Origin of the sequence: Pseudomonas canadensis (assembly GCF_000503215.1) — a bacterium.
GTDB lineage: Bacteria > Pseudomonadota > Gammaproteobacteria > Pseudomonadales > Pseudomonadaceae > Aquipseudomonas > Aquipseudomonas canadensis.
The window spans coordinates 584,320-610,221 of sequence record NZ_AYTD01000017.1; the positions used below are offsets into that span (position 1 = coordinate 584,320).

General features: G+C 62.1%; 27 protein-coding genes. 13 read left to right on the forward strand and 14 right to left on the reverse strand.

Features of this window, described 5'->3' with window-relative positions:
* The first annotated feature begins 17 nt into the window (after positions 1 to 17).
* Entirely contained in the window at positions 18 to 410 is a 393-nt protein-coding gene (locus U367_RS0121440; protein WP_028618542.1) for a DUF3301 domain-containing protein, read from the forward strand.
* Here U367_RS0121440 and U367_RS0121445 read toward each other — a convergent pair.
* From U367_RS0121445 to dksA, 4 genes are read right to left on the reverse strand one after another with little or no spacing between them, the layout of a single operon-like run.
* On the reverse strand, positions 404 to 1,366 hold the full coding sequence (locus U367_RS0121445; RefSeq protein WP_028618543.1) for a CobW family GTP-binding protein: 963 nt from the start codon (positions 1,364 to 1,366) through the stop codon (positions 404 to 406). The genes U367_RS0121440 and U367_RS0121445 overlap by 7 nt on opposite strands.
* A gap of 44 nt (positions 1,367 to 1,410) precedes the next feature.
* The gene (locus U367_RS0121450; protein WP_028618544.1) at positions 1,411 to 2,055 is read right to left on the reverse strand and encodes a DUF1826 domain-containing protein; all 645 of its coding nucleotides are present in this window, start codon (positions 2,053 to 2,055) and stop codon (positions 1,411 to 1,413) included.
* Positions 2,055 to 3,263 carry a zinc metallochaperone GTPase ZigA gene (zigA, locus tag U367_RS0121455; RefSeq protein ID WP_028618545.1) on the reverse strand — a complete coding sequence of 403 codons (1,209 nt, stop codon included), beginning with the start codon at positions 3,261 to 3,263 and terminating at the stop codon, positions 2,055 to 2,057. Before zigA ends, U367_RS0121450 begins: the two co-directional genes overlap by 1 nt.
* A gap of 27 nt (positions 3,264 to 3,290) precedes the next feature.
* Positions 3,291 to 3,695 carry an RNA polymerase-binding protein DksA gene (dksA, locus tag U367_RS0121460; RefSeq protein ID WP_028618546.1) on the reverse strand — a complete coding sequence of 135 codons (405 nt, stop codon included), beginning with the start codon at positions 3,693 to 3,695 and terminating at the stop codon, positions 3,291 to 3,293.
* A 127-nt stretch (positions 3,696 to 3,822) separates the two neighbouring features.
* Here dksA and U367_RS0121465 point away from each other — a divergent pair, with 127 nt between their 5' ends.
* The gene (locus U367_RS0121465; protein ID WP_028618547.1) at positions 3,823 to 4,191 is read left to right on the forward strand and encodes a hypothetical protein; all 369 of its coding nucleotides are present in this window, start codon (positions 3,823 to 3,825) and stop codon (positions 4,189 to 4,191) included.
* On the opposite strand, the gene U367_RS0121470 is transcribed toward U367_RS0121465, so the two are convergent.
* Entirely contained in the window at positions 4,188 to 5,390 is a 1,203-nt protein-coding gene (locus U367_RS0121470) for an N-acetylmuramoyl-L-alanine amidase (RefSeq protein ID WP_028618548.1), read from the reverse strand. The genes U367_RS0121465 and U367_RS0121470 overlap by 4 nt on opposite strands.
* Positions 5,391 to 5,518: 128 nt before the next feature.
* Here U367_RS0121470 and folE2 point away from each other — a divergent pair, with 128 nt between their 5' ends.
* From folE2 to U367_RS0121510, 8 genes are read left to right on the forward strand one after another with little or no spacing between them, the layout of a single operon-like run.
* Complete coding sequence (folE2, locus tag U367_RS0121475; protein WP_028618549.1) at positions 5,519 to 6,409, forward strand: GTP cyclohydrolase FolE2; 891 nt, start codon at positions 5,519 to 5,521, stop codon at positions 6,407 to 6,409.
* Positions 6,406 to 7,074, forward strand: coding sequence for a metal ABC transporter ATP-binding protein (locus tag U367_RS0121480; RefSeq protein ID WP_028618550.1), 669 nt, complete (start codon positions 6,406 to 6,408; stop codon positions 7,072 to 7,074). Before folE2 ends, U367_RS0121480 begins: the two co-directional genes overlap by 4 nt.
* Complete coding sequence (locus U367_RS0121485) at positions 7,074 to 7,940, forward strand: metal ABC transporter permease (protein ID WP_028618551.1); 867 nt, start codon at positions 7,074 to 7,076, stop codon at positions 7,938 to 7,940. Before U367_RS0121480 ends, U367_RS0121485 begins: the two co-directional genes overlap by 1 nt.
* An 11-nt stretch (positions 7,941 to 7,951) precedes the next feature.
* Positions 7,952 to 8,845, forward strand: coding sequence for a metal ABC transporter substrate-binding protein (locus U367_RS0121490; RefSeq protein ID WP_028618552.1), 894 nt, complete (start codon positions 7,952 to 7,954; stop codon positions 8,843 to 8,845).
* Entirely contained in the window at positions 8,842 to 9,255 is a 414-nt protein-coding gene (gene hisI, locus U367_RS0121495; protein ID WP_028618553.1) for a phosphoribosyl-AMP cyclohydrolase, read from the forward strand. The genes U367_RS0121490 and hisI overlap by 4 nt, the downstream gene beginning before the upstream one ends.
* Positions 9,252 to 9,812 carry a gamma carbonic anhydrase family protein gene (locus U367_RS0121500; RefSeq protein ID WP_028618554.1) on the forward strand — a complete coding sequence of 187 codons (561 nt, stop codon included), beginning with the start codon at positions 9,252 to 9,254 and terminating at the stop codon, positions 9,810 to 9,812. The genes hisI and U367_RS0121500 overlap by 4 nt, the downstream gene beginning before the upstream one ends.
* Positions 9,813 to 9,815: 3 nt before the next feature.
* The gene (locus U367_RS0121505) at positions 9,816 to 11,153 is read left to right on the forward strand and encodes a dihydroorotase (RefSeq protein ID WP_028618555.1); all 1,338 of its coding nucleotides are present in this window, start codon (positions 9,816 to 9,818) and stop codon (positions 11,151 to 11,153) included.
* 11 nt (positions 11,154 to 11,164) lie between these two features.
* Entirely contained in the window at positions 11,165 to 11,983 is an 819-nt protein-coding gene (locus tag U367_RS0121510; RefSeq protein WP_028618556.1) for a His/Gly/Thr/Pro-type tRNA ligase C-terminal domain-containing protein, read from the forward strand.
* On the opposite strand, the gene U367_RS0121515 is transcribed toward U367_RS0121510, so the two are convergent.
* Entirely contained in the window at positions 11,967 to 12,488 is a 522-nt protein-coding gene (locus tag U367_RS0121515) for a DUF3617 domain-containing protein (protein ID WP_016978689.1), read from the reverse strand. The two genes, U367_RS0121510 and U367_RS0121515, sit on opposite strands and share 17 nt — an antisense overlap.
* Before the next feature lie 131 nt (positions 12,489 to 12,619).
* Between U367_RS0121515 and cls the strand changes: the two genes are divergently transcribed.
* Positions 12,620 to 14,059 carry a cardiolipin synthase gene (cls, locus tag U367_RS0121520; RefSeq protein WP_028618557.1) on the forward strand — a complete coding sequence of 480 codons (1,440 nt, stop codon included), beginning with the start codon at positions 12,620 to 12,622 and terminating at the stop codon, positions 14,057 to 14,059.
* A gap of 121 nt (positions 14,060 to 14,180) precedes the next feature.
* Here cls and cfaB read toward each other — a convergent pair whose 3' ends face one another.
* The 8 genes from cfaB to hflK (U367_RS0121560) form a co-directional block, all read right to left on the reverse strand.
* A complete protein-coding gene (gene cfaB / locus U367_RS0121525; protein WP_028618558.1) occupies positions 14,181 to 15,365 on the reverse strand; it encodes a C17 cyclopropane fatty acid synthase CfaB in 1,185 nt (394 codons plus the stop codon).
* Positions 15,366 to 15,452: 87 nt separating this feature from the next.
* Positions 15,453 to 16,241 carry an HvfC/BufC N-terminal domain-containing protein gene (locus U367_RS0121530; RefSeq protein ID WP_028618559.1) on the reverse strand — a complete coding sequence of 263 codons (789 nt, stop codon included), beginning with the start codon at positions 16,239 to 16,241 and terminating at the stop codon, positions 15,453 to 15,455.
* A complete protein-coding gene (gene bufB, locus U367_RS0121535) occupies positions 16,232 to 17,077 on the reverse strand; it encodes an MNIO family bufferin maturase (protein ID WP_028618560.1) in 846 nt (281 codons plus the stop codon). The genes U367_RS0121530 and bufB overlap by 10 nt, the downstream gene beginning before the upstream one ends.
* A 63-nt stretch (positions 17,078 to 17,140) precedes the next feature.
* A complete protein-coding gene (gene bufA2, locus U367_RS0121540; RefSeq protein WP_028618561.1) occupies positions 17,141 to 17,392 on the reverse strand; it encodes a BufA2 family periplasmic bufferin-type metallophore in 252 nt (83 codons plus the stop codon).
* A 118-nt stretch (positions 17,393 to 17,510) separates the two neighbouring features.
* Entirely contained in the window at positions 17,511 to 19,397 is a 1,887-nt protein-coding gene (locus tag U367_RS0121545) for a cation-translocating P-type ATPase (protein ID WP_028618562.1), read from the reverse strand.
* A complete protein-coding gene (gene hflK / locus U367_RS0121550) occupies positions 19,394 to 20,428 on the reverse strand; it encodes a protease modulator HflK (protein ID WP_028618563.1) in 1,035 nt (344 codons plus the stop codon). The genes U367_RS0121545 and hflK (U367_RS0121550) overlap by 4 nt, the downstream gene beginning before the upstream one ends.
* Positions 20,425 to 21,414 carry a protease modulator HflC gene (gene hflC / locus U367_RS0121555; RefSeq protein WP_028618564.1) on the reverse strand — a complete coding sequence of 330 codons (990 nt, stop codon included), beginning with the start codon at positions 21,412 to 21,414 and terminating at the stop codon, positions 20,425 to 20,427. Before hflC ends, hflK (U367_RS0121550) begins: the two co-directional genes overlap by 4 nt.
* 12 nt (positions 21,415 to 21,426) lie before the next feature.
* Positions 21,427 to 23,331: a protease modulator HflK gene (gene hflK, locus U367_RS0121560; RefSeq protein ID WP_028618565.1), complete on the reverse strand. Its 1,905-nt coding sequence runs from the start codon at positions 23,329 to 23,331 to the stop codon at positions 21,427 to 21,429.
* A 186-nt stretch (positions 23,332 to 23,517) separates the two neighbouring features.
* Here hflK (U367_RS0121560) and U367_RS0121565 point away from each other — a divergent pair, with 186 nt between their 5' ends.
* Positions 23,518 to 24,141, forward strand: coding sequence for a CDP-alcohol phosphatidyltransferase family protein (locus U367_RS0121565; protein ID WP_028618566.1), 624 nt, complete (start codon positions 23,518 to 23,520; stop codon positions 24,139 to 24,141).
* A gap of 11 nt (positions 24,142 to 24,152) precedes the next feature.
* Positions 24,153 to 25,901, forward strand: coding sequence for a bifunctional alpha/beta hydrolase/class I SAM-dependent methyltransferase (locus U367_RS0121570; protein WP_028618567.1), 1,749 nt, complete (start codon positions 24,153 to 24,155; stop codon positions 25,899 to 25,901).
* Position 25,902 lies beyond the last annotated feature (1 nt).

The window sequence follows — 25,902 nt, forward strand, 5'->3', positions numbered from 1 at the left end:
TTGTTGGAGTCTTTCGCATGCTGACCCTGGGAAACATCTTCGTGTTGATGCTGCTGGCGACCGGTGCCGCCTGGGTGTGGCACAACCACGGCCTGCGCGAGCGGGCGCTGGAGCGGGTCAAGCAGCATTGCGCCAAGCTCGACATCGAACTGTTGGACGGCGCAGTGGCGCTCAAGCGCATCGGGTTTGTAAGGGATGCCAATGGTCGGCGGCGCCTGGCGCGTATCTACAACTTTGAATTCACCGTGACCGGCGAAACCCGCCACCCGGGCACCATCACCCAATTTGGCGCCCACAGTGCGCAGATCGAACTGGCGCCCTACCCGTTCGAGATCAAAACGCCGCTGCCCAGCGCCGAGGTGATCGAGCTGAGCCAGTGGCGCCAGGACCACGCCAAGAACCGTCAGTAACGGCAGGCCTTTAGTGCAGCCTGCAAGGCAGCCAGGTCCTGTGGCTCGCTGAAAATCAATTCGATACGTGAATCGCGGCGCCACTCGCTGGCCTGCCAAGTCAGCTCGCTGTTATCCACCGCGTTGGTCGAAACCCACCCTTCGGCGCTGTGGATAACCAGTTTGGCGCGGCGCCATTCAAGGCTTGTCAGCCACTGGTCGAGGCGGCGGGTATCGAACTGCTGGCTCGGGTGCCAGCGCCAGCCGACACTCCAACCACCCTCTTGGGCCTGACTCAGGCAGATCGGTTGAGTGGGATCGCTCCACACCGCCGGCATTTGCGCGAGGCCTTCGGGCACTTCGATGTTATCCACAGCGGCTGAAGCCTGCGCGTTCAGGCCGGGTAATTGTTGCAAGGGCAATTGCGCCTGACGGGTCCAGTAGAGCGGGCATTCTGGCAACTGCAGTTCGATCGCTCGGCGCTGCCCAGCGTCCACCCCTTCATCCTTGTTCAACACCAGCAACCCGGCACTCGTCAGAGCCTCTTGCTGCGCTGGCGGTAATGGTTTCCCTGCGGCCAGCGCCTGGGCATCCAATACCAGCACGCAAGGCTGGACGGCCAGCACGCCCTGCCAGGGCGCCTGTCGCAACTGCTTGAGCAATTGCGCCGGATGGCCCAGGCCCGACGGTTCGATAAACAGCCGGTCGGGCTTGGCCTTGCGCAACAGACGACCCAGTCCTACCTGAAACGGTGCACCGTTCACACAACACAGACAGCCTCCGGCGACTTCGCCCAGGGCAATGCCGTCGTCATCCTGAGTGAGCAAGGCCGCGTCCAGGCCAATCTGCCCGAACTCGTTGATCAGCACGGCCCAGCGCTCGTTGGCCGGACGCTGGGCGAGCAGGTGCTTGATGAGGCTGGTCTTGCCGGCGCCCAAGGGCCCGGCAATCACGTGGGTGGGAATGTTCTGCAGCATGAAGGGCATCGTTCGGACCGTGTAGAGCGTTTGATCCTACGCGGTTATGCGAGCCAATCCAGTGTCAGGATCAATCGGCGCTCGTCGGCCTTGAGTGCCGGTGACCGGTGGATCAAGCCGTAATTCTCATTACCGTGCCATTTGGTGCCCTTGAGCAGGGCGACTTCGCCGCAGTGAATCTGTTCGACACGCTCGCTGGGCTCGGCCTCCGGCTGGCTCAGTCTACGCCGGTCCATCACGCCTTCGCGCAACCACTGGCTGCCGACCCCCGCATAGGTGGTGATCAGCCGCACTGGAACATGGTCGACGTGAAAACGTGGGCACATCGCCTTATCCAGCAACCTCAAACGCACACCAATACGCTTGGCGCCCAGCAAGCAGGCGAATGCGCTGACCAGCCATGACACATCGGCAACAAAGCCTTCGTAGCCTTCAAGATCACGGCAACTGGACGCCAGACCCTGCAAGTCAGGCACGGCGTCTTCGTTGTTAAGGTCGATCACCATGGAATCGGCCAACGGCTCGTTGAGCGCCACCAGCAAGGCGCCGAACTCGGCGATGTGCAACGGCAACTGCCGCTCCCACACAGCCAGGTTGACGCCATCTTCCAGGATGTCGGACAGCGCCAGCGGGGTTTCGCCACGGGTCTGGCGAATCACGGGACGCAGGGGAATCACCGGGGCCAGCATCAGGCGGCTGCCTCCTCATACCAAGGGCCAAAAGGATCGGCCAGCAGGCGCCAACCGTCGACGCCCAAGGCCATTTCTTCATCGTTTAGCAGGCATGCGTCCAGCTCGGCACGCAGTTGGGTGAAGTCGATGTTCTGCCCGATGAACACCAGTTCCTGGCGGCAATCACCGGTGCTCAGTTGCCAGTTGCCCATGATCACCGCGATGCTTTCTTCGTCCTGAGGCCACTGGCTTTTTGGCACAAAGCGCCACCAGCGTCCGGCAAAACCATGGCGCATCAAACCGCCGGCCTGGGACCAGCTGCCCGCATCTTGGTGCTTGCTGGCCAGCCAGAAAAAACCCTTGGAGCGCAGCAGTTTGCCGTTGACCCACGGGCGGTCGATGAAGTCGAAGAAACGCTGTGGATGGAAGGGACGGCGCGCACGGTAAGCGGTGGAAGCAATACCGTATTCCTCGGTTTCCGGTACATGTTCACCACGCAACTCCTGCAACCAGCCCGGCGCTTGCGCGGCGCGTTCGAAGTCGAAACGGCCAGTGTTGAGAATCTTGTTCAGCGGTACTTCACCCATGACCATCGGGATGATTTCCGCCTGGGCGTTGAGGCGTTCAAGGATCGCCATCAACTCTTCGCGTTCGCGGCTGCTGATCAGGTCGATTTTGCTGATGAGGATCACGTCAGCGAATTCGATCTGCTCGATCAGCAGGTCGGTGATGGAGCGCTCGTCTTCTTCACCGAGGGTTTCACCACGTGACGCCAGGCTTTCGGCGGCCTGGTAGTCGAGCAGGAAGTTCATGCCGTCGACCACGGTGACCATGGTGTCCAGGCGTGCGATGTCGGCCAGGCTTTGCTCGTTTTCGTCGCGGAAGGTGAAGGTTTCGGCCACGGGCAAGGGTTCGGAGATGCCGGTAGACTCGATCAGCAGGTAATCGAAACGACCTTCCTTGGCGAGTTTTCCGACTTCTTCGAGCAAGTCTTCCCGCAAGGTGCAGCAGATGCAGCCGTTGCTCATCTCCACCAGTTTTTCTTCGGCGCGATTGAGCGTGACGTCGCGCTGGACTTCACTGCCGTCGATGTTGATTTCACTCATGTCGTTGACGATCACCGCCACCCGCAGGTTTTCGCGGTTGCGCAGGACATAGTTGAGCAGCGTGCTTTTACCGGCGCCGAGAAATCCGGACAACACAGTAACGGGGAGACGATTGGGCATCAGGTATTCCTCATCAGGGTTGGCCGGTCAAATCGCCCGTTTGTGGCGTTCGCGCAGCTCTTCACGTTCTTTGGCTTCGATACACAGGGTGGCGGTAGGACGCAGCAACAAGCGCTGTAGGCCGATGGGCTCGCCGGTTTCGCGGCACCAGCCGTATTCCCCGCGCGCGAGCAATTCGAGGGCGTCGTCGATCTTGTCCAACAGCTTCTTTTCCCGCTCCAGCAGGCGCAGTTGCCATTGGCGCTGTTCTTCGGCGCTGCCGACATCGGCGGGGTCGCTGTTGGTTTCCTGCTCGCGCAGTAACAGGAACTCGGCGTCGATGCGGGCTTGCAGCTCATTGCGCTGGGCCAGCAGCAACTCACGGAAGAACCCTTGCTGGGCTTCATTCATGTAGTTGGCGGAAGGCTGGGCCAGGAGGTCTTGTTCGGTCATGGGGAGCGGTTCACGGGTCAGGCTGTTTTTTAATGTTATAGTATAACAATACAAATAAGCCAATCCTCTCTTGCTCGCCACGACGAGGGGCGCAATGCTTGAATACTTCCCGACCTCGAGAAACCCGATGAAACGCTTGGTGTGCGCCCTGTTATTGATTGCCGCAGGACCTGTCTGCGCCCAGGTGCCGAGCCTGCTGGCCAACTGCACGCGCAGCGCCAACCTGCTTGCTTGCGTTGACCCTTCAGGCAACGCCTACAGCGTGGCGACGGTCGGCAGCACCACGTATTTGCGCGGGTACGAGGTGATCGGCAAACGCTATTGGGCACAGACCAACAGCCGCTACGGGCAACTGACGTTCTTTACCGGGTTGGCGTCGGATGGTGAGGCGTGGGTCGGCTACACACGGCGCGTGGGCTGGACCACCCTCAACCGGTTTTCCAGTTCAGGCGGCGCCAGCGCCAAGTTCACCTGTAGCCGTATAACCGGCTGTTAGACCTGGCCGTTCTTCTGTTCCTGCACCCACGCCATGTAACTGTTCATCGGTGGGTTCTTCTGGAAGTATTTCTTCAGGCCTTCGAACAGGCCATCGGCAACCGCCTGTTGATGACGCGCGGTGACCAGCCGCGCACTGTCCCGCGCGTTGGAAATAAACCCGGTTTCCACCAGGATCGACGGCACGTCCGGTGACTTGAGCACGGCGAATCCGGCTTGTTCCACGCGCTTCTGATGCAGGCTGGTGATGCCTTCCAGGCTGCCCAGGATCGAGCTGCCCAGTTGCAGGCTGGACGCGATGGTGGCGTTCATCGACATATCCAGGATCACCCCGGCGAGCATCGGGTCCTTATCTTTCAGATTGAGCAGACTGGTGGCACCGAGCAGATCGGCGCCGTTCTCACGTTGCGCCATGAATCGCGCCGTAGCGGAAGTGGCGCCGCCTTCGGACAGGGCATACACCGAAGCGCCCGACGCCGTGATACGCGGCGCCGCGTCCGCATGCACCGAAATAAACATATCGGCATTGTGCTTGTGGGCGATTTCCACGCGCTTGCGCAGCGGTACGAAGAAATCGTCGTTGCGCACCAACTTCACGTCGAAACCTTTCTCGCGCTTCAAGCGCTTAGCCAGCAGTTGGGCGATGGACAGCACCACATCTTTTTCGCGCTGGCCTTTGGAGCCGACGGCGCCTGGGTCCTTGCCGCCATGGCCGGGGTCGACAACCACGATGATGTCGCGTTTGGGGTGGGCCTTGTCCACCAAAGGCTTGGGCTCGGCCGCAATCTGGCGAGGCGCCTGGGTGGCGCTGGTCAGGTCCAACACCAGGCGATGGCCTTGGCCATCCTGGGGCGGCAATAGAAAGCTGTTGAGCTGCATCGGTGCGGCAAGGTCCAGCACGATGCGCGTATCGCCTTTGCCGAAATGCCCGGAGCGGATCGAGGTGATCCCGCTGTTTTTCAGCGCCAACTGAGAAAAATCACCACTGAGCCCGGCGCCGCTGAGGTCGATGATCAAGCGTTCCGGCGCGCTTAAGGTGAAGGTCTTGTACTGGACCGGACCGCTGAGATCGAACACCAGCCGCAGCTTGTCGTCCGAGCGCCACAGGCGGGCGTTGCTGATCTGCGTGGCGTGGGCGGTAAACGGCAAGGTGAACAGCGGGCTGGCCAGAAGCAAGTTTAGGAGCTGACGTCTGTGCATGAAAAATACCGCAAATAAAGGAGCGTCCCTACTCGACATGACTGAAAAAAGGCTGGAGCAGAAAAATCATCGTCGACCCAATAGTTATAATATAACATGTCTTTTTATTTCCAACGATGGACCTGCTCATGAATGCGCTGACTCTGCCGGATATCGCCGCGCAGGCTTCACGCCAAGCCTTGCCACTCGACTGGGTGGGCATGTGCGGTATCGCCCTACCGATTCTTATCGACGGCCAGCGCTTGGCCGCAACCGCCGATGCCGGCGTGAGCCTGGACGATGGCGCCGCCCGTGGCATTCATATGTCTCGCCTGTACCTGGCGCTGGAGATGCTCGACCAGCAACCGCTTACGCCCGCACTTCTGCGTACTGTACTGCAGCGTTTTCTCGACAGTCATGAAGGTTTATCTAATAACGCCTACCTACGCATCCACACCGATTTGCTGCTCAAACGCCCGGCGCTGGTCAGCCCGCTGGCCGGCTGGAAAGGCTACCCGGTGAGCATTGAAGCGCGCCTGGAAAACCAGATGTTCCACGTGGAACTAAAAATTGACGTTACTTATTCCTCAACGTGCCCATGCTCCGCTGCCCTCGCCAGGCAGTTGATTCAGCAACAATTTCTCGACGACTTCGCCAACACACCGTTGCAGCATGAAGACGTGTTGACCTGGCTTGGCAGCGCCAATGGCATCGTCGCCACGCCTCATAGCCAGCGCAGCAGTGCGCAGTTGCATGTCCAGTTAAATGGCGAGCAACTGCCGCTTACGGAGTTGATCGACACCGTCGAAGCAGCCCTGGGCACCGCCGTACAAACCGCCGTAAAGCGCGCGGACGAACAAGCATTCGCCCTGGCCAACGGGCAGAACCTGATGTTCTGCGAAGACGCCGCCCGCCGCCTGAACCTCGCCTTGAAACGCTCGGATGCCGTCAAAGCCTTCCACCTGAAAGTGGTCCATGCCGAAAGCCTGCACGCGCACGATGCCGTGGCTGAAAGCCGCTGGACGAGACACCCTGCATGATCACCTGCACCGCTTTACGCTGGGGCGCACCCGGCCAGCCGCTGACGCCCGCCATCAACCTCACCCTGGAAAAAGGCAGCCTCACCGGCATCATCGGCGCCAATGGCACCGGCAAAAGCAGCCTGCTTAAAGTCATCGCCGGCCTGCAGAAACCCCTGGCGGGTAAAGTCACGGTGGATGTTCCACGCCGTGGCGGGCTGTCGTTTCTGCCCCAGCAGCAACACTTGGACCGACAGTTTCCCATCAGCTTGCAGGAACTGGTCGCTGCCGGTTTCTGGGGGACGCAACTTTCCCCGCAACAACGCAGCCAGCGCCTGGAAGCGGTATTGGAAGACTGGTGCCTTGGCGGCCTCGAACACCGCCCCTTGATGGCGCTGTCCGGTGGCGAACTGCAACGCGCCCTGCTCGCCCGCATGAGCCTGGCCGAAGCGCCGGTTCTGCTACTTGACGAGCCCCACGCCGCCCTCGATGAAGAAGGCCAGGCGCTGTGCTGGAAGCATATCCACGCGTGGCATGAGCAAGGTCGCACGTTGATCGTGGTCTGCCATGACCTCGCCTCCGTGCGCCACCACACCCCGCAAGTGGTGCAGATCAAAAGCAGCGGCTGCGTGTTCGGCCCGAGCAAAGAGCTGATACGCCCGCAGCCACAGATGCAGGTGGCCTGATGCATTTCGCCGCCCACCTGTGGATGCCTTTTGTTGATTTCGTCTTTATGCGCCGCGCCCTCATCGGCGGGTTGGTGCTCGCCTGCAGCACCGCGCCACTGGGCGTGTTCCTGATCCTGCGACGCATGAGCCTGATCGGTGACGCCGTCGCCCACGGCATCCTGCCCGGCGCAGCCCTCGGCTTCTGGTTCGCCGGCCTCAGCCTGCCCGCCCTGACCATCGGCGGCCTCGGCGCGGGCCTGAGCATGGCAGGCCTGTCCGCGTGGATCACTCGTCGTACCGGCCTGCGCGAAGACGCCAGTCTCGCGGCCATCTACCCCATCTCCCTCGCCGCCGGCGTACTGATCCTGGGCCTCGCCGGCAAACGACTCGACCTGCTACACCTGCTGTTCGGCTCAGCCCTGGCGGTGGACGAAACCACCCTCACCGGCATGCTGTGGGTGTCCAGTTTCAGCCTGATCGCCATGGCCGTGATCTACAAACCCCTGCTGCTGGACACCCTCGACCCGTTGTTCCTGCAAACCGTCAGCCGCCTCGGTCCGCTGGCCCATGGTTTGTTCCTGACTTTGGTGGTGCTGAACCTGGTGATCGGCTTCCAGGCCATCGGCGCCTTGATGGTGGTGGGCCTGATGATGTTGCCGGCCATCGCTTCACGTTTCTGGAGCCGGCGCCTGCCGGTGTTGATCGCGGTATCGGCAGTGCTGGGATGCCTGTCGGTGTGGCTGGGTTTGTTGCTGTCGTTCTACTACTCGTTGCCCAGCGGCCCGGCGATCGTGCTGGTGGCGGGCGCCGGGTATCTGCTGTCCGTGGTCTTCGGTCCGGTGCACGGCTTGCTGCGCCGCCCGCCCTTGCTGTCATCCCAATGAGGTGTTTACCGATGCGCGCTCTACTCGTGCTGTTCAGTCTCGTCCTGTCGTTGTCGACGGCCCAGGCCGCCGACAAGCTTCAGGTGGTTACCAGCTTCAGTATCCTCGATGACATCACCCACCAGATTGGTGGTGATCACATCCAGATCAGCAACATGGTCGGCCCCGACGCTGACGCCCACACCTACGAGCCTACCCCGGACGATGCCAAGGCATTGCTCAAGGCCAAGGTGATCATCAAGAACGGCCTGGGCTTCGAACCCTGGCTGGACCGTCTGGTGACCAGCACCGAAACCAAAGCCACGGTGGTGACCGCCAGCAAAGGCGTGATCTCCCACACCATGGACGAAGACGGCGAAACCATCCCCGACCCGCACGCCTGGCACAACCTGGCGAACGCTGAAATCTACGTGAATAACATCACCAAGGCGCTGATCGCTGCCGACCCGGCCAACAAGGCCGACTACCAGCACAACAGCCAAACCTACCTGAAAGAAATCTATCGCCTGCTGGCCGAAGCCAAGACCAAGTTCGGCGCTCTACCCGCCGGTAACCGTCGCATCGTCACCTCCCACGACGCCTTCGGTTACCTGGGCCAGGCGTACGGCATCGAGTTCCTTGCGCCACAGGGCCTGTCCACCGAACGCGAGCCGTCCGCAGCCGAAGTGGCCGCACTGATCACCCAGATCCGCAAAGACAAAGTCAAAGCCGTGTTCATGGAAAACATCAAGGATTCGCGCCTGCTCAAGCAGATCGCTGACGAAAGCGGCGCGCAGATCGGCGGCACGCTTTACTCCGACGCCCTTGCCGCTGAAGGCCCGGCCAGCACCTTCACCGGGCTGTTCGAATACAACCTCAACACACTGTGCGCGGCCCTAAGCTCACCTGAAAAAGCCAAGCCATGACCTTGAGCATGCTCGACCTGGAAGGGGCTGCCGTCGGCAGCCGCTTTCCCCTCGAACCCGTGCTCGATGCCCTGCCGTGGAACAGCGATGGCCTGATCGCCGCCATCGCCCAGCAACATGGCAGCGGCGAGGTGTTGATGCTGGCCTGGATGAACCGCCAGGCCCTCAAGGAAACCCTGGGCACCGGGCAGGTCTGCTACTGGTCGCGCTCACGTCAGCGGTTGTGGCGCAAGGGCGAAAGCTCCGGTCACTGGCAACAACTGGTGGAAGCACGCCTGGATTGCGACGGCGACGCGGTCTTGCTGATCGTCGACCAGCAAGGTCCGGCCTGCCACACCGGTCGGCCGACCTGCTTCTACAACGCCATCGACGGCAACTACGTCCACATCATTACGGAGCCCTTAGCATGATCCGCAAAAACCCGTCCGGCGATCTGCCCGTGATTGCCGAGTCAGCCTACGTCGACAAGACCGCCATCATCTGCGGCAAGGTCATCATTGGCGAAAACGTTTTCGTCGGCCCCTACGCCGTGATCCGCGCCGACGAAGTCGACGCCAGCGGCGGCATGGACCCGATCATCATCGGCGCCAACTCCAATATCCAGGACGGCGTGGTCATCCACTCCAAATCCGGCGCGGCGGTGACCATCGGAGAATTCACCTCCATTGCGCACCGCTCCATCGTCCACGGCCCCTGCACCGTCGGCGACCGCGTGTTCATCGGTTTCAACAGCGTGCTGTTCAACTGCGCCGTGGGCGACGGCTGCGTGGTGCGCCACAACTCGGTGGTCGACGGCCGTGATTTGCCTGCGGCGTTCTATGTGCCCTCCACCACCCGCATCGGACCCAACACCGACCTCTCGCAATTCCCGCCGGTGAGCGTGAGTGCCTCGGAGTTTTCCGAAGACGTGGCGCGCACCAACGTTGATCTGGTGCGCGGCTACAAAGCCCTGCAAAACGAGTTCTGAACCATGAGCCGCCTGCTGATCCGCAACGCCCGCCTGGTGAACGAAGGCCAGGAATTCGACGCCGATGTATTGGTCGCCAATGGTCGTATCGAAAAGATCGCCAGCAGCATCCAGGACAGCAACGCGCCCGTCGCCATTGACGCCCAAGGTCACTGGCTGCTGCCCGGCATGATCGATGACCAAGTACATTTTCGCGAACCTGGCGCGCCAGACAAAGGCAGTTTCTACAGCGAATCCCGCGCAGCGGTAGCCGGTGGTATCACCAGCTTCATGGACATGCCCAACACCCACCCGGCCACCCTCGACCTGGACGCCCTGGCCGACAAGAAACGCCGCGCCGCCCTGCACTCGGTGGCCAACTATGGCTTTCATTTCGGCGTGAGCAACGACAACCTCGACACCGTCGCCGCCCTCGACCCGCGCGAGGTGGCCGGAGTCAAAGTGTTCATGGGCGCTTCAACCGGCAATATGCTGGTGGACGACCCTCGGATCCTGGAACGCCTGTTCGCCGAAGTGCCCACCATCCTGCTGGCCCATTGCGAACACACGCCGAGCATCCAGGCCAACGAGCTGCGCCTGCGCGAGCGTTTCGGCGAGCACATCCCCGCCGTCGCGCACCCGCTGATCCGAGATGCCGAGGCGTGCTATCGCTCGTCATCCTTTGCCGTGGAATTGGCCAAGCGCCATGGCACCCGTCTGCATGTGCTGCACCTGACCAGCGCCCGCGAACTGGCGCTGTTCGAAGACAAGCCCCTTGCCGAAAAACGCATCACCGCCGAGGTCTGCCTGCACCACCTGCTGTTCGATGATCGTGACTATCATCGCCTCGGCCACCAGATCAAATGCAATCCGGCGATCAAGACCCGCGCCGACCGTGACGCCCTGCGCCTGGCGTTGCTGAGCGACCGCCTGGACGTGATCGGCAGCGACCACGCGCCGCATACCTGGGCGCAAAAACAGTTGGCTTATCGCGAGGCGCCGTCGGGATTGCCCCTGGTGCAGCACGCGCTGCCGGCGCTGCTGGAGCTGGTGGCCGATGGGCTGCTGCCGCTGACCACGCTGGTCGCAAAAACCAGCCACCGCGTCGCCGACCTGTTCGCCATCCCCGATCGCGGCTATCTGCGTGAAGGTTATTGGGCCGACCTGGTGCTGATCAAACCCGAGCCCGAGGGCAAGCCGGTCAGCAGCCAACCGATCCTGGCCCGCTGCGGCTGGACGCCCTTCGCCGACCGCAGTTTTCGTCACAGTGTCAGCACCACCCTGGTTTCCGGCCACTTGGCTTTTCATAACGGTCAGGTAATCGACAGCTGCCAAGGATTACCTTTGCATTTCCTGCGTTAGAGACGACGGCGATGATCCGCATCACCTTGCCAGACGGCACGCAACGCGAGTACGACGAGGCGCTGTCGGTTTACGAAGTTGCTGCCAGCATCGGCGTGGGGCTGGCCAAGACGTCGGTCGCCGGCCGCGTTGACGGTGTGCTGGTGGGCTGCGAACACCTACTAGAGCAGGACGCCCGGCTCCAGATCATCACCACCCAGGATCCCGAGGGGCTGGAGATTCTGCGACGCTCCTGCGCGAGTCTGTTGGCGATGGCCACTCAGCAACTGTTTCCTATCGCTCAACTGACAGCCGGGTCGCCCATCGACGATGGTTTCTTCTACGACTTGGCCTACGAACGCGCCTTCACACCGGTCGACCTTGAACAGATCGAAGCACGCATGCGCCATTTGGCGAACACCAATCATTCGGTGCGGCGCCTGGGCGATTTTGAAGCCCTATGTCACGGTCTTCATGTGCCCAGCACCGGTGTGATCCGAGCCTTCAAGCTGACCAAGGTCACCATCAACGCGTCGCAGCAACGCATTTACGGCACCTGTTGGGCCAGCCAGCAGGCGGCGGTGCTCACCCTGAGTGAAAGCCAGGCTGACTTCGGCCAGCAGGTCTGTGAAGCATTGAGACGTGTGGGTATACGGGCGGTGGTGGACCGACGCAACGAGAAGGTCAGCTACAAGATGCGCGAGCACAGCCTGCATGAAGTGCCGTATCTGGTGATTGTTGGCGAGAGGGAAGAAGCCGGCGGCTACGTCAGCCTGCGTAGCCGCCTGGGGGAAGACCTCGGTCAGATGAGTGTCGAAGCCCTGTGCGAAAGGCTCAAGCGCGAGGCTTGACCGTCCCGCAATCGTTGCCCAGCCATTGGGCATGGCTGTCCAGGCTGCCCTTCTGCTGAATGCCGGTGGCATTGAAGGTGCCGTTGACGGTGGTGGTGAATTCTTTCTGGCTCTGGAAAGTTGCTACGCCAGTGCCTTGGGCTTTCGGGCAACTGAAACGGAATTTCCACTGGTTGCCGGTCTTGTCCGTCACTTCCTGCTTGCAGCCCGATTGCGGGTCGGTCAGCGGGATCGAATCGGAGGCGACCTGCGCCGGAGTCAGGCACACCTGCACACCTTTACCGGCCATAGTGATGCCTTGTTTTTCGAGCATGGCGCGTTGTTCCGGGGTCATCTGTTGCTTGAGCTGACCGAGGATCAGCGACAGGTCCGGCAGGTCCTGGTTATCGACTTTCATATTGCTGGTGGTCAGTTCCCACAAGCCCGGCGCCAGCATCTGCGCCTGCGCCGCCACCGGCAGCGACACACCAATCATCATGGCCAAAGACAGCAGACGAGCATTCATCGGGTAACTCCAGGGTAATGTTGGGCGTTAGACGCCGCAAAGGTGCCAGGGTTGCACGGCAAATAAAATAGCGACATTCCTGACCAGACATGGTCTGTTAGGCACTTGGATTGCCTGGAGTAACGTCGTCCATGGATTTCTTTGGCCCGCACCTGCTCGCCTACTTAATCGCCACGCTGCATTTTCTCGGGACCCTCGCCGCGATCCACGCGGTGCTGACCGTCAGGACCGCCCAAGGCTCAATCGCCTGGGCCTTGTCGCTGATGTTCATGCCCTACCTCACGCTGATCCCGTACCTGATCTTCGGCCGCAGCACGTTCGACGCCTACATCCAGGCCCGTCGCCAGGCCAACCAGGAAATGCACACCGCCATCACCGAGCTGAACTGGCGCCCATGGGTCGAAGAAGCCTTGGCGGCACGCAACTCCAGCGCCTACGCTTCGCTGCGCGCCATGCCCAAGCTGGGCCGCATGCCGTGCCTGGCCAACAACGAAGTGCGTTTACTGATCAATGGCGACGCTACCTTCAGTGCGATCTTCGCGGCAATCCGCAGCGCCAAGACGGCGGCGCTGTTCCAGTTCTTCATCATTCATGACGACGAACTTGGCAGGCAGTTGCACGCCCTGTTGAAGGAAAAGGCCGCAGAAGGCGTCTCCATCTACGTGCTGTATGACCGCATCGGCAGCCATGCCCTGCCCCATCGTTATGTGCAATCGCTGCGCGACGCCGGGGTGAACGTCAAAGCCTTCGCCACCCGCAGCGGCTGGCTCAATCGCTTTCAGGTCAACTTCCGCAACCATCGCAAGATCGTGGTGGTGGACGGTATTACCGGATTTGTCGGCGGGCATAACGTCGGCGATGAATACCTGGGCAAGAAACCACCACTGGCACCATGGCGCGATACCCATGTGCAGGTGACCGGCCCGGTTGTGGCGTGCTTGCAGGAATCGTTTGCCGAAGACTGGTTTTGGGCCGCGCGCGAACTACCGCCGCTGATATTGCCGGACGCCTACCCGGAAGACGGCGTGCTCTGCCAATTGCTCGCCAGCGGTCCGGCCGACCCCTATGAAACCTGCTCACTGTTCTTCGTCGAAGCCATCCACGCAGCGACGGAGCGGGTATGGATCACCAGCCCCTACTTCATCCCCGACGAAGCGGTGTTCTCGGCCCTGCGCCTGGCCGTGCTGCGCGGTGTCGACGTGCGTCTGCTGCTGCCTTCACGGCCCGATCACCGCATCGTCTACGCCGCGTCCAGCCTGTACGCAATCGAAGCCGTGCGCGCCGGCGTGCGGGTGTTCCGCTATATGCCGGGCTTCCTGCATCAGAAGGTGGTGTTGGTAGACGACGAAATCGCCGCTATCGGCAGTGCGAACATGGACAACCGTTCGTTCCGGTTGAATTTCGAAGTGATGTTGCTGACGGTCGACGAGGCCTTCGCCAAGGAAGTCGAGCACATGCTGCTGGGCGACTTCGCCCTGGCCCATGAAGTCAGCCAAGAAGAAAGCCGCGAAACCCGTCGCCTTCAGCAACTGGGCATGCGGGTTGCGCGGCTTATTTCACCGATTCTCTAACAAACAACCCAATACCCACTGTAGGAGCTGGCTTGCCAGCGATGGCGGTGTATCAGTACCGAATCAGTCGGCTGACACCACGCAATCGCCGGCAAGCCAGCTCCTACAGTGTTTTCAATAATCAGCGGTAGATATCTTCCCGTGTCCACGGCAGGTCATGGCTGCCATCGGCATGGGGTTTCACCGCCAGAATCTGGTGCAGGTTGATCCAGCCCCGGGCAAACGCATACGCGCAACCCGCCAAGTACAGCCGCCAGATGCGCAACGCTTGCTCCGGCACCATTTTCGCCGCCGCTTCCAGGTTGTCTTCCAGGCGCTCGCTCCAATGGTCCAGGGTGCGCGCGTAGTGCAGGCGCAGGCTTTCGACGTCGACCACTTCCAGCCCGACTTCGCTGATCTCGGCCGTCATCATCGCCAGGTGTGGCAGCTCGCCGTTGGGGAACACGTAACGCTCGATGAACTCCCCGGCGCCACGGCCCACAGGGCGACCATCGGTGTGCTTGGCGGTGATGCCGTGGTTCATCACCAGGCCGCCTTCGCGCACAGCGCCGAACAGGGTCTTGCAGTACTCCGCCAGGTTAGCGTGGCCGACGTGTTCGAACATGCCCACGCTGACAATTTTATCGAAACGGCCGTCTTGCGGCAGGTCACGGTAGTCGAGCAGTTGCAGGTCCACCTGGTCTTCCAGGCCTTCAGCTTTTACGCGTTCCCGGGCCAGCGCCAACTGCTCCTTGCTCAGGGTGATGCCAAACACCTTGACCCCGAACTCCCGCGCGGCAAACCGCGCCAACCCGCCCCAACCACAACCGACATCCAGCAGATACTCGCCCGGCTGCAGCCGCAGCTTGCGGCACAGGTGGCGGAATTTGTCTTGTTGGGCCTGGTCGATGGATTCGCTGCCGGTTTCGAAATAACCGCAGGAGTACACCATGTCCTGGTCCAGCCACAGCTGGTAGAAATCGTTGGACAGGTCGTAATGGTAGGAAATGGCCGCTGCGTCGGTGGCCTTGTCGTGGATCGAGCGCACCGGACGACTCCCCTCGTCATCCTCGATCAGGGCGTGACTCAATTCGTCACATACCCGGATGACCTCGGAAATGGAGCCTTCCAGCTCCAATTTGCCCTCGACGAAGGCTTCGCCCAGTGAGTTGAGCGTGGGATGGGTCAGTTGGCTGACAACCGTGGGGTCCTTGACCACGATGGTCACACTGGGCTCGGGGCCCAAGTTGAATTCATGGCCGTCCCAGAGTCGAAGACGCAGCGGTAGCTGAAGATTCTGTAAGGCCGGTGGAAGTTGCGCGAGCATGAGTAGTCCCCCCTTGTTTCAGACGTCTGCTGAGAGGTTAGACCATCCAAAGACAAAGTAGGAGGCTATCGATTTGATAGCGCTCCTCTATGGGGCTCGACGTTCGAGCAACCCGTCCTGGACCCACTGCTTCAGCCATGTGACGGCCTGCAGTGGCGCACCCTCTGCATGAGTGACTGCCAACTCGGCGCACAGTTCGGCAAAGCTCCAACCGGTGGTCGCCATTCCTGTCAAGGCAGAGGCTTCGGCGGGCTCCAGGCTACGGTAATGGCAGACATTCTGATGGCGCCACACCAGGCACGTCTGCGCCGGGGCCAGTGCCTGGCTGTCGGGAAAGTCGGATTCGTCCTTACTGGCGCGCCAGATCGCTACGCTGTTGAACTGGCACAGCAGCGGTTGCACCGTCGGCGCCAGGGAAACCTGCAACACCGGCCACGCCTCCGGCGGTAACGACGCCATGTCGTTCAGCGTCAGCGGTTCGCCCTGCGGCGCATCAAATGCCAGGGTAAACGCCCATTCCAAACGCGCTAGCTCCGCCAATGGCGCACTCTGCTCCGCCACCAGATGCTCAAGGATAAACGCCGGAAAACGCTCGCCCAGCCAGCGCAGGCTGTAATGAGCCGAGGGGTAGCGGCGCAGGTAGGCCTCGGTCAACGCGGCAAACTCGTCATCACCCAGCCAATAAAGGACGGCACTGAAGTCATGCCGCAAGACTTCTTGCAACCGTGAGAGGTAGGCGTTGTGGTAAATCGCCAGGCCCGTGTCCACATCCAGCGTCGGTCCGCCCAGCAACGTGGCGGCGAAGTCACTGCGGGCACTCGGTGTGTCGGCTAATAGATGTTGTTCGAAGGCCAACTGCCAATCGGTCAGGCGCATAACGGCCTCCTGGCCAGGACCGTCGCGCCCAGTTCACGGGCCTTGCTCAGCTCGGTGAGCAGCTCTTCAAAGGGTGGGAAATGGTCGTCCCGCTCCAGTAGCGTCGACACAGGTCCCAGGTACTCAAGCGTCTGTTGATAAAGCGCCCACACCGGATCACACACGGGATGGTCATGGGTGTCGACTACGTAGTCGCCGTAGTCCATATGCCCCGCCAAGTGTAGCTGTCGAATGCTTTCCGATGGCAGGTTGCGAATAAACGTCCAGGCGTCAAAACCATGATTGCGCGAGCTGACATACACATTGTTAACGTCCAGCAACAGCTGGCAGCCCGACAGGTGGGCCAGGGCATTGAGGAATTCCCATTCGGTGAATTCGTCCGCTTTCGAACGCACGTAACTGGAGACGTTTTCCAGCACCAATGGGCGTTGCAGCACGTCCTGCACTTGGCGCACACGGGCGGCCACGTGGTAGAGGCTTTCTTCGGTGTAAGGCAGCGGCAGCAGGTCATGCAACTGGTGGGCGCTGCCGCGGCTCCAGCACAGGTGATCGGAAACCCACGCCGGCTGGATACGCTCGGCGAGCTGTTTGATCTGCTTCAGGTAATCGGTATCAAGGGCATGCGGCCCGCCGATGGACAGGGAGACACCGTGCATGACCAAGGGGTAACGCTCGGCTATCGCATCCAGGTAATACAAGGCTTTACCGCCCTGGACCAGGTAATTCTCGGAGATCACTTCGAACCAATCCACCGCAGGGGATTGCGCAAGGATCTGCTCATAGTATTCGTTGCGTAAACCCAGGCCGTAACCCAGAGAGGAGAAAGAGGTAGGCATGTGGACTCCTGGAAAGTGTCCGCAGCGGCTTGAAGGTCCGCTGCGGTTGCACTCGGCTAGCGATTACTCGCCGACTTTTCCGCCAGCAGCATCGCAGGCAGCCTTGGTCATCGCCTTGAAGCCATGCCCCTTGCAGACAGCCTGACCTTTGCAGGCGTTCTCGGCGGTCTTGCAGTCGTTCATGCCTTTGCAGGAGGTCACGCCGTAGCAATGAACAGTAGCGTCGGCGGCCTGTACCTGGGTGGCGACACCGGCAAACATGGTGGCGGCAGCGATGGCCAGAGCAGCACCGGAAACGGCGTTTTTGATGTTCATTTTTGTAGTCCTCAGAGATCAGTAAGGGTGTCGGTCTGAACGGATTGTTCAGTCTCGACACACCACTAGAGTGAGGTCCCTCATGCGCGTTACAGCGCTGTACAAAAATTTCTGAAAATTATTCCTCAAGCTTCAAAAGCGGTTCCTGAAAACGCAGTAATCGCCCGGCGTTGCCCAGTACCAGCAAGGTGCTGAGGTTATGCAACACCGCTGCAATCATGGCGCCCGCCGCACCCAACCAGCCAAACGCGGCAAACACGACAATGGCCAAGGTCCAACCCAGGCCGATGATCACGTTGACCTGCAAGGTCTGCCGGCACTGGCGACTCAAGCGCACACAGGTGCCCAGGCGCCGCAGGTCGCTGCCGATCAGCACCACGTCCGCCGACGCCAAGGCAATATCCGCCCCGCCCGCGCCCATGGCCACGCCGACCACACCGGCCTTGAGCGCCAGGGAATCGTTGATGCCGTCGCCTACCACCATCGGACGGAAGCCGCTGCCGATCTCACCCAACACGCGGTTGAGCTTGTCCTCCGGCAGGGCCTGGGCTTCGACATCGCTGATGCCTACCTCCAGCGCCAGGCTGTTGGCCACGCTTTGACGATCGCCGGTAAGCAGCAGTTGGCGACCGAGACCGAGGTCACGCAGTTCTTGCAGGGCCTGGCGAGCCTCCGGCTTCACGCTGTCGGCCAGCAGCAACCAGGCGAGGAACTGCCCATTCAGCGCCAGCCCGGCGATGGGGCCATCGTGGTTCGGTACAACGGTGGTGACGATGCCCAGTTGCTCGAACAACTCCGGCCGACCCAAGGCCGCTTCGCCCTGATCGGTCTGCGCCACGACGCCCAGCCCCTGGCGCTCACGAATATCCGTCAACGCCAGCAGTTGTTCCTGCGTTGCCAACCCCGCCAACGCGCGGCTGACCGGATGGCTGCTCGCCGAGCCCAGGCTGGCTGCCAGATTGAGCAGCACTTGCCGATCCGGCGCGGTGGTTTCGATGGATTGCAGGCGCAGGGTGCCGAAGGTCAGCGTCCCGGTCTTGTCGACCACCAACGAGGTCAGGTCCGCCAGCTCCTCCAGAAACGCCGAGCTGCGAATCAGAATCCCATGCCGCGCCGCCACCGCGATCCCGGCAATCGCCGTGGCCGGTGCCGACAGCACCAACGCGCACGGGCACGCCGCCACCAGCACCGCGAGCATCGCCTGGGCGTCGTTGGTTACAAACCAGGTCACCGCCGCCAGCAACAACACCAGCACCATATAGCTGCCCGCATAGCGTTCCAGCAGCCGCGTGATCGGCGGTTTTGACCGCTCGGCGTTCTGCATCAGCGCAATCACCTTGCCCAAGGTGGACTCATTGCCCGTGCGCGTCACTTGCAGGCGCAGCAAGCCATCCAGGTTGATCGCCCCGCCAAACACCTGCACACCCACACTGGCTTCCAACGGCACCGACTCACCGGTAATCGGCGCCGTGTCCAGGCTCGCCTGGCCCGACAACACCACGCCATCGGCGGGCACCCGGTCACCGGCCCGCACCTCGACCACATCACCGGTATTCAGCGTGCCGTTATCCACTTCAACAATGCTGCCGTCGGCCTGCACCAACCGCGCATGGCTGCGCGTCAGTTTGCCCAACGCATGGATCGCTTCCTGCGAACCGATCACGCTGCGCTCTTCCAGCACATGGCCGAAGATCATGATGATCGGCAGCAACGCCGCCGTCAGCAGGTCCCCTGTCGCCCAGGCACCGAGCATCGCCAGGGCGATCAGTTGATCGGTGATGCCATGCAGGCTCGGAAACCGCAGGCTGTACCAGGCCGAACGCATCACCGGCACCGCCACCAGCAACGACGCGACGCCCAGCAGCAGTTGGCTCACGCCGGTCTGGTCCGGCGCCAGCCAGCGCCATACCAGGCCCAGCACCAGCAAACCCAAGGCCAGCATGGCAAGGGTCAATTGCCGGGCAGCGCTGCGCTGTTCGGCGGAGGTCAGCATGGGTGCGCTCATTGTTCGGCTCCCTGGATGATCAAACGGGAGTCGTCTTTAGGATCGACCGTGGTCACGGAACCGGCCTGGCCGAGAATTTTCGGCAAGCGCTCGCGGTACAGACGCAGCAGCAAACCCGGGTCTTTAACTTGGGCCAGGCTGGCAACGGTTGCGGTTTGCGCCTGGGCGTTGGCCAGGCGTTCGCTGGCCTGGGCGTGGGCGACTTGCACCAGGCGGTCGGCCTGCTGGGTCGCGGTCTGGGTGAGTTTTTCCGCGTCGGTACGCGCGTTGGCCACGGCCTTGTCGGCTTGTTGGCTGGCCGTCAGCACGGCGTTGAAGGCATTGACTGCCGGGCCCGGCAGGCTCGATTGCACATCGACACGGGTCACTTGGATACCCAATCCCAAGCCTGTGGAAGCCAATTCCACCAGGCGCTTGTTGATGCCTTGCACCAAGTCGCCACGCAACCGCTCACGGCGCTCGGCGGCGCCATTGTCGGTGCCGATCAGTTCAGGTCGCGCCACCAGAATCGTGTCCAAGTCCCGCGCCGCGGTGAGGGCTACCGCGCTGCGCGTCACCAGTCGATCCAGGGCCGGCAGCACATGATCGCCCTGCAACACAAAGGCATAGGGGTCAGTGACTTTGTAGAACACCCGCACATCCAGTTGCACCACGCCGGCATCGCCGGTCAGCAGGTAACCGGAACCGGCCAGCGCATCACTCAAGGGCGTGGCGAAGCTGGCTACACGGTCGGCCTGGAGCGCCGCGTCGGAGCGCAGCAGGTTCTCCACCCGGCGTTCGATCACGCGATCAGCTGCCGGTAGCAGCACCACCTGCTCGAACGGCTGCGGCCATGCCAGCAAGAGTCCGGCATTCTGGATACGGTCTAGTGCGCCAAAATGCAGGACCACCGCACGGTTCTGCGGGTCGATCTGGCGCACATTGGAAAACGCCCAGGCCAACGCCGCCAATACCGTCACCGCGTACAACGCCAGGAAGGTCAGGCGCCCGGCCTGGATCCAGGGGCTGTCCGGGCTGTCACGCTCGGTCATGGCTGGACGTCCTTCGGCCCGTCCACCAAGGCGCGGAACGGCGCCGCGTCGGTGCGCAGGATGATCTTGGTGCCTGGCGTGACCACAGTGCCCAAGGTATCCAGAGAGCGCAGCAGGTTGTATAGCTGTGGATTACCCGCGTAGGCGCGGCCATAAATCTGCGCCGCTTCGACCCGCGACTGGGCCTCGATATCGGCAGCCTTCACCGTGGCATCGGCCTGCACGATGCGCGCATCACGCTCGGCGGCGGAGCGGATCTGCGCGGCTTCACGCTTGCCCACGGCGGTTCGTTCGGTGGCGATGGTTTCACGCTCAGCGCGCATACGGTCGACGGTGGCCGTGAGGGTGACGGATGGCAAGGTCAGGCGTTCAACGCCGATCTGGGCCACGCGCACGCCATAGGTGGTGAGCAATTGTTGATCAATCTGCTGGCGCAACTGCGCTTCGAAATCAGCGATGCGCACCTGGCTGGCATCGGTGTTGATCAGGCTGGACAGGTCGAAGCTGGCGGCCGTGGTTTCCAGCGCCGAACCCACGAAGGTACGAATCTGCCGCGCCGCTTCATCCGGCTGGTTCTGCACAGCGCGCATGAAACGCTGCACGTTGTCTGCGTCGCCCTGCACCTGCCAGGCCACATAGGCCTGCACGATAATCCGCAGGCCATCGCGGGTGCCCACATCCTGCAAACCACTGGAGGTGGTGCGCAGGCGCAAATCCACCGGGATCGCCGCTTCGAACGGCGCCGGCCAACGCCAGCCCAAGCCCGGTTCCAACAACACCCGCGACGGGTTACCGAAACGGGTAATCACCGTGGCCTCGCCGGAACGCACCTGCACCAGGCTGGCGGCAGCGACCGCAAACAGCACCAGCAACAGCGCCCAGGCCATACGCCGCCAGGGGAACGGGCCGGCCGCTTGTTCGTCACCGTGATGATGGTGGTGGTGATGGCCGTGATGATGACCGTGATCGTGAGAATGAGCGCTCAACAGACAGACTCCTTATTGAACGGCTTTACGCGGCACCGAAGGATCGGCCGGCAAGGTAAAAGAACGCAGATCGATCGTCGGCGCGCCGTCGGCACCCAGGCGATGATCCAGAATCAGCAGCTTGGCGTGGGCCAGGCCCTGGCTGAGTTGGCCGAGGTACTGTTCCAGCACGAATGCCTGCCCGGCGGTGGCGTAGGCCTTTTGTTCGGCGGTGAAGCGCAGGTTGGCCGCTTGCGCGCCCGCGTTCACTTCGCGGGCCGTGGCCGTGGCCTGGTCGCGGGCGGTGCTGGCTTGCAGCAACGCCTGGTTGGTTTGCTCACTGGCCGCGCCGCGTTCGCGGGAGATCAGGGCCTGGGCGCCGATCTGTGCAGCCTGCACACCGTGGTAAGCGTTGGCGGCACCGGCCGGCGGGTGGATCGCCTCTACCACCGTGGCGAGGATTTCCACGCCGCTGTCGAGCTTTTGCAGGTCGGCCTGCACGGCGCGGCCGATTTCCTCGGCCAGGCGGGTGCGTTGTTCGCCGAGCAATTCGTCGAGGGTGCGCGAGGCGAAGTCATGCACAAGGATGCGGCTGGCGGTGCTGCGGATCAGCGTCGGCACGTCCGCGCTGTTATAGGTGGCGGCGAGCGCGGCCTGGTCGGTGAGGCCGATGCGGTAGACGAACCGCACATCCATATTGACGATCTGGAAGCTCTGTTTGTCGCCGCTGCTGCTGGCGATCACCTGGGATTTGTCATTCACATGGCTGGCGTCCCACAAACGGTTGGCGATCAGCGGGGCCGGGCCTTCGGCAGGCGCCAGCTCCGGTGTAGCGGCTTCGCTGACGCTGGTGGCCAGTTCATGCACCACGCCGTTTTCCACACTGATCACGCGTCCCAATGGCCATGGCAATCCCGCATGCAAGCCAGGGCCGAAGACCTGCACCGGCTTGCCGAAACGTTCATAGATCCCACGGCCTTGCAGGGGCACTTCGTGCACGCCAGTGAGCGCCCAGCCTACCGCCAGTACCACCAGCAACACCGGCAGGAACGCCCGGCGCATGTAGGTAAATGCCCAGATCTGGCGCAAGTCGATGCCGAAGCGGTTGTGCAATTCATGCTGCAGCGCGAGCAAGGGTTGCGGCGGCCAGCGTAACAATCCGGCGATAAAGCTTTGCGCCATCAGGCGAGGCTCGAGGCGTGGCTGGCGTGGGCTGAACAGGGACAGCACGGCTCTTAATAAAAATTCGAGCGAGACCAAGGCCGGCAGCAAACCGATCAACACAGCCAACCTCAGTGGCCAGACTGAGTTAGCCCCGGCAAACAGCAGACACACCGCACTGACCACCAGGCAAATAATCGCTACTCGGCTCAACTGCGCCAGTTGCGAGGCTTCCGGCCATTGCGCGGCGGTCTCCTGGGCCAGACGGCGTTCAAACACCAGCAAACCAAACGCCAATCCCAACGCCAGCGCGGTGCCGATGCTTGCCGATTGACCGACCGGTGCGGCGGGCAGCGCCAGGTTCCAGAACTCGACAATGCTGACCAGCGCCAGCAACGACCAGCCGCCGAGCCACAACACCGGCGTACCGATCTGTTTGCCAAAACGCTCCACAAGGCGCGTGTACCGGCTTGCGTCTTCAACCGGCGCATCAGCCGACGGTTCTTCCAACGCCTGGGCACGCCAATCCGCCACCCACCACGCCGATTGCAAGCCGGCCACCAACAACAGCAACGCCGAGGCACAGTTGATCAGCACCACCGGCCAGATCGACAGCGGCGCAAACAGCGCGACAAACAGCGCCAGCACCCAGCCGGCAACCGCCAACACCGTCAGGCTGGTACCGGCCTGGCGCAATCGGCGGGCATGGAACAGCCCCTGTTGAAAACGCGGAAGGCCTTCCACCGAAGCGCCGTCAGCTTCCAGATCCACTTGCATCCACTTACGTCCGCTCGAACACAATTAGTTACGATATAACACAAGGCGTGAAATTTTTGTTCGCTTAGAAGCAGACCGTGACTAAACCCCCAGAAACACGCGCCATCACTGGTGCAGGCCACGAAGAATCGGGCACACTCCAGAACAGTTTTTCGCGGGTCCACGGACAAGGAAGCGTCACTCCCCATGATTTCGATCTATCAGCTCAAGCCGCGTTTTCAAAACTTGCTGCGCCCTCTTGTGCAGCGCCTCTATGACAATGGCACCACCGCCAACCAAATCACCGTGCTGGCCGGCGTGATTTCCTTGCTGGTCGGCCTGTTGATTGCCAGCTTCGCCCAACACCTGTGGCTGTTTGCGCTGATCCCGCTGTGGATGATCCTGCGCATGGCGCTCAACGCTATCGACGGCATGCTTGCCCGTGAATTCGGCCAACAGTCGCGCCTGGGCGCCTACCTGAATGAACTGTGTGATGTGATCGCCGACAGTGCGTTGATCCTGCCGTTTGCACTGATCCCCGGCGTGGGCCTGGCGCCGGTGCTGCTGGTGGCGCTACTGGCGGTGTTCAGCGAATACGCCGGCGTGCTGGGGCCGATGGTGGGCGCATCGCGACGCTATGACGGGCCGATGGGCAAAAGCGATCGCGCGTTCGTGCTCGGCGTACTGGCCACCGGCGTGGCGCTGGGGTGGCTGGGCGCGGGTTGGGTCGACGCGGTGATGTGGCTGGTGGCCGCCCTGCTCGCCTACACCTTGGTCAACCGAGTGCGTCAGGGCCTCAAAGAACAACAAGAAACCTCACCGATTGCATAAGGATTTTTGCGATGCGCGAACAGCAACAGCACACCTTCAGTACCCACGACGGCGTCGAGCTTTTCTACCGGCACTGGCCGGCCACGGAGACCACCGGGCCGCGCAAGGCAATCGTGTTGTTCCATCGCGGCCATGAGCATTCGGGACGTATCGCCCACCTCGTGGATGAGCTGAACCTGCCGCAGTTTGATTGCTTCGCCTGGGACGCGCGTGGGCATGGCCAGTCTCCCGGCGAGCGCGGTGACAGCCCCAGCTTCGCCACCAGCGCCCGCGATGTGCAGACTTTCTGCGACCACATCGGCGCCACCTATGGCATCGAGGAAGACAACTTCGCCGTCATTGCGCAAAGCGTGGGCGCGGTGATTGCCGCGACATGGGTGCACGACTACGCGCCGAAGATTCGCGCGCTGGTGCTCGCGTCCCCCGCGTTCAAGGTCAAGCTCTACGTGCCATTTGCCCGGCCAGGCCTGGCGCTGATGCGCAAGTTCCGTGGCAACTTTTTCGTCAACAGTTACGTCAAGGCCAAGTTCCTCAGCCATGACCCGGAGCGCGTGGCGTCCTACGACAGCGATCCGCTGATTACCAAGGCCATTTCGGTGAATGTGCTGCTCGGCCTGTACGAAGCGGCCGACCGGGTTGTCGCCGATGCCCAGGCGATCCAAGTGCCGACGCAACTGCTGATCTCGGGTTCGGACTTTGTGGTGCACCGCAAACCCCAGCAGCAATTTTTCGACCGCCTCGGCAGCCTGAAAAAAGAGCTGCACATTCTCCCCGGTTTCTTCCACGACACCCTCGGCGAACGCGACCGCGCCACTGCGGTGAGCAGCGCCCGGCGTTTCATCCTGCAGAACTTCGAACACCCGCTGGACCGCGTGTCACTGCTGGACGCCGACAAGCTGGGCGCCACCTGCGCCGAGTCCGAAGCCCTCGCCGCGCCACTACCGCGCAACTCCTTGCGCGACCTGTACTGGCGCATGACCCGCGCCAGCATGGGCCTGGGCAAGAACCTGTCGGACGGCGTGAAGCTGGGCTTCGACACCGGTTTCGACTCCGGCAGCACCCTGGACTATGTGTACCGCAACACGCCCACCGGCAAGGGCGGGCTGGGGCGGATGATCGACACCAACTACCTCAACTCCATCGGCTGGCGCGGCATTCGCCAGCGCAAGCTGAATGTGGAGGAACTCCTGCGCCTGGCGATGGCCAAGTTGCGTGGAGAAGATCGCGAAGTGCGTATCGTGGATATCGCCGCCGGTCATGGCCGCTACATCCTGGAAGCCTTGCAGGGTGTGTCGCCGCTGCCGGAATCGATCCTGCTGCGCGACTACAGCGACATCAACGTGCGCGACGGTGGCGCGCTGATTCGCGAGAAAGGCCTGGGGGATATTGCGCAGTTCGTCAAAGGTGACGCATTCGACCGTCTGGACCTGGCGGCACTGGACCCCAAGCCGACGCTGGCGGTGGTGTCCGGGTTGTATGAGCTGTTTGCCGATAACGGCATGGTCGGCGGTTCGCTGGCGGGCCTCGCTGAGGCCGTAGAGCCCGGCGGCTATCTGGTCTACACCGGCCAGCCATGGCACCCGCAACTGGAGCTGATCGCCCGTGCGCTGACCAGCCACCGCCAGGGCCAGGCTTGGGTGATGCGCCGCCGCAGCCAGGCGGAAATGGATCAACTGGTGGAAGCCGCCGGCTTTCGCAAGATCACCCAGCGAGTGGATGAGTGGGGCATTTTCACCGTGTCCCTGGCACAGAAGATCTGAG

Coding starts and splice junctions, on each gene's coding strand:
- U367_RS0121505 (WP_028618555.1), top strand. CDS start 9,816: ATGAGCCGCCTGCTGATCCGCAACGCCCGCCTGGTGAACGAAGGCCAG.
- U367_RS0121470 (WP_028618548.1), bottom strand. CDS start 5,390: ATGCACAGACGTCAGCTCCTAAACTTGCTTCTGGCCAGCCCGCTGTTC.
- U367_RS0121565 (WP_028618566.1), top strand. CDS start 23,518: ATGATTTCGATCTATCAGCTCAAGCCGCGTTTTCAAAACTTGCTGCGC.
- U367_RS0121490 (WP_028618552.1), top strand. CDS start 7,952: ATGCGCGCTCTACTCGTGCTGTTCAGTCTCGTCCTGTCGTTGTCGACG.
- hflK (WP_028618563.1), bottom strand. CDS start 20,428: ATGACCGAGCGTGACAGCCCGGACAGCCCCTGGATCCAGGCCGGGCGC.
- U367_RS0121530 (WP_028618559.1), bottom strand. CDS start 16,241: ATGCGCCTGACCGATTGGCAGTTGGCCTTCGAACAACATCTATTAGCC.
- U367_RS0121465 (WP_028618547.1), top strand. CDS start 3,823: ATGAAACGCTTGGTGTGCGCCCTGTTATTGATTGCCGCAGGACCTGTC.
- cls (WP_028618557.1), top strand. CDS start 12,620: ATGGATTTCTTTGGCCCGCACCTGCTCGCCTACTTAATCGCCACGCTG.
- U367_RS0121485 (WP_028618551.1), top strand. CDS start 7,074: ATGCATTTCGCCGCCCACCTGTGGATGCCTTTTGTTGATTTCGTCTTT.
- dksA (WP_028618546.1), bottom strand. CDS start 3,695: ATGACCGAACAAGACCTCCTGGCCCAGCCTTCCGCCAACTACATGAAT.
- U367_RS0121545 (WP_028618562.1), bottom strand. CDS start 19,397: ATGAGCGCACCCATGCTGACCTCCGCCGAACAGCGCAGCGCTGCCCGG.
- folE2 (WP_028618549.1), top strand. CDS start 5,519: ATGAATGCGCTGACTCTGCCGGATATCGCCGCGCAGGCTTCACGCCAA.
- zigA (WP_028618545.1), bottom strand. CDS start 3,263: ATGCCCAATCGTCTCCCCGTTACTGTGTTGTCCGGATTTCTCGGCGCC.
- U367_RS0121440 (WP_028618542.1), top strand. CDS start 18: ATGCTGACCCTGGGAAACATCTTCGTGTTGATGCTGCTGGCGACCGGT.
- bufB (WP_028618560.1), bottom strand. CDS start 17,077: ATGCCTACCTCTTTCTCCTCTCTGGGTTACGGCCTGGGTTTACGCAAC.
- hisI (WP_028618553.1), top strand. CDS start 8,842: ATGACCTTGAGCATGCTCGACCTGGAAGGGGCTGCCGTCGGCAGCCGC.
- U367_RS0121515 (WP_016978689.1), bottom strand. CDS start 12,488: ATGAATGCTCGTCTGCTGTCTTTGGCCATGATGATTGGTGTGTCGCTG.
- hflK (WP_028618565.1), bottom strand. CDS start 23,331: ATGCAAGTGGATCTGGAAGCTGACGGCGCTTCGGTGGAAGGCCTTCCG.
- U367_RS0121500 (WP_028618554.1), top strand. CDS start 9,252: ATGATCCGCAAAAACCCGTCCGGCGATCTGCCCGTGATTGCCGAGTCA.
- U367_RS0121450 (WP_028618544.1), bottom strand. CDS start 2,055: ATGCTGGCCCCGGTGATTCCCCTGCGTCCCGTGATTCGCCAGACCCGT.
- bufA2 (WP_028618561.1), bottom strand. CDS start 17,392: ATGAACATCAAAAACGCCGTTTCCGGTGCTGCTCTGGCCATCGCTGCC.
- U367_RS0121510 (WP_028618556.1), top strand. CDS start 11,165: ATGATCCGCATCACCTTGCCAGACGGCACGCAACGCGAGTACGACGAG.
- cfaB (WP_028618558.1), bottom strand. CDS start 15,365: ATGCTCGCGCAACTTCCACCGGCCTTACAGAATCTTCAGCTACCGCTG.
- U367_RS0121570 (WP_028618567.1), top strand. CDS start 24,153: ATGCGCGAACAGCAACAGCACACCTTCAGTACCCACGACGGCGTCGAG.
- U367_RS0121480 (WP_028618550.1), top strand. CDS start 6,406: ATGATCACCTGCACCGCTTTACGCTGGGGCGCACCCGGCCAGCCGCTG.
- U367_RS0121445 (WP_028618543.1), bottom strand. CDS start 1,366: ATGCTGCAGAACATTCCCACCCACGTGATTGCCGGGCCCTTGGGCGCC.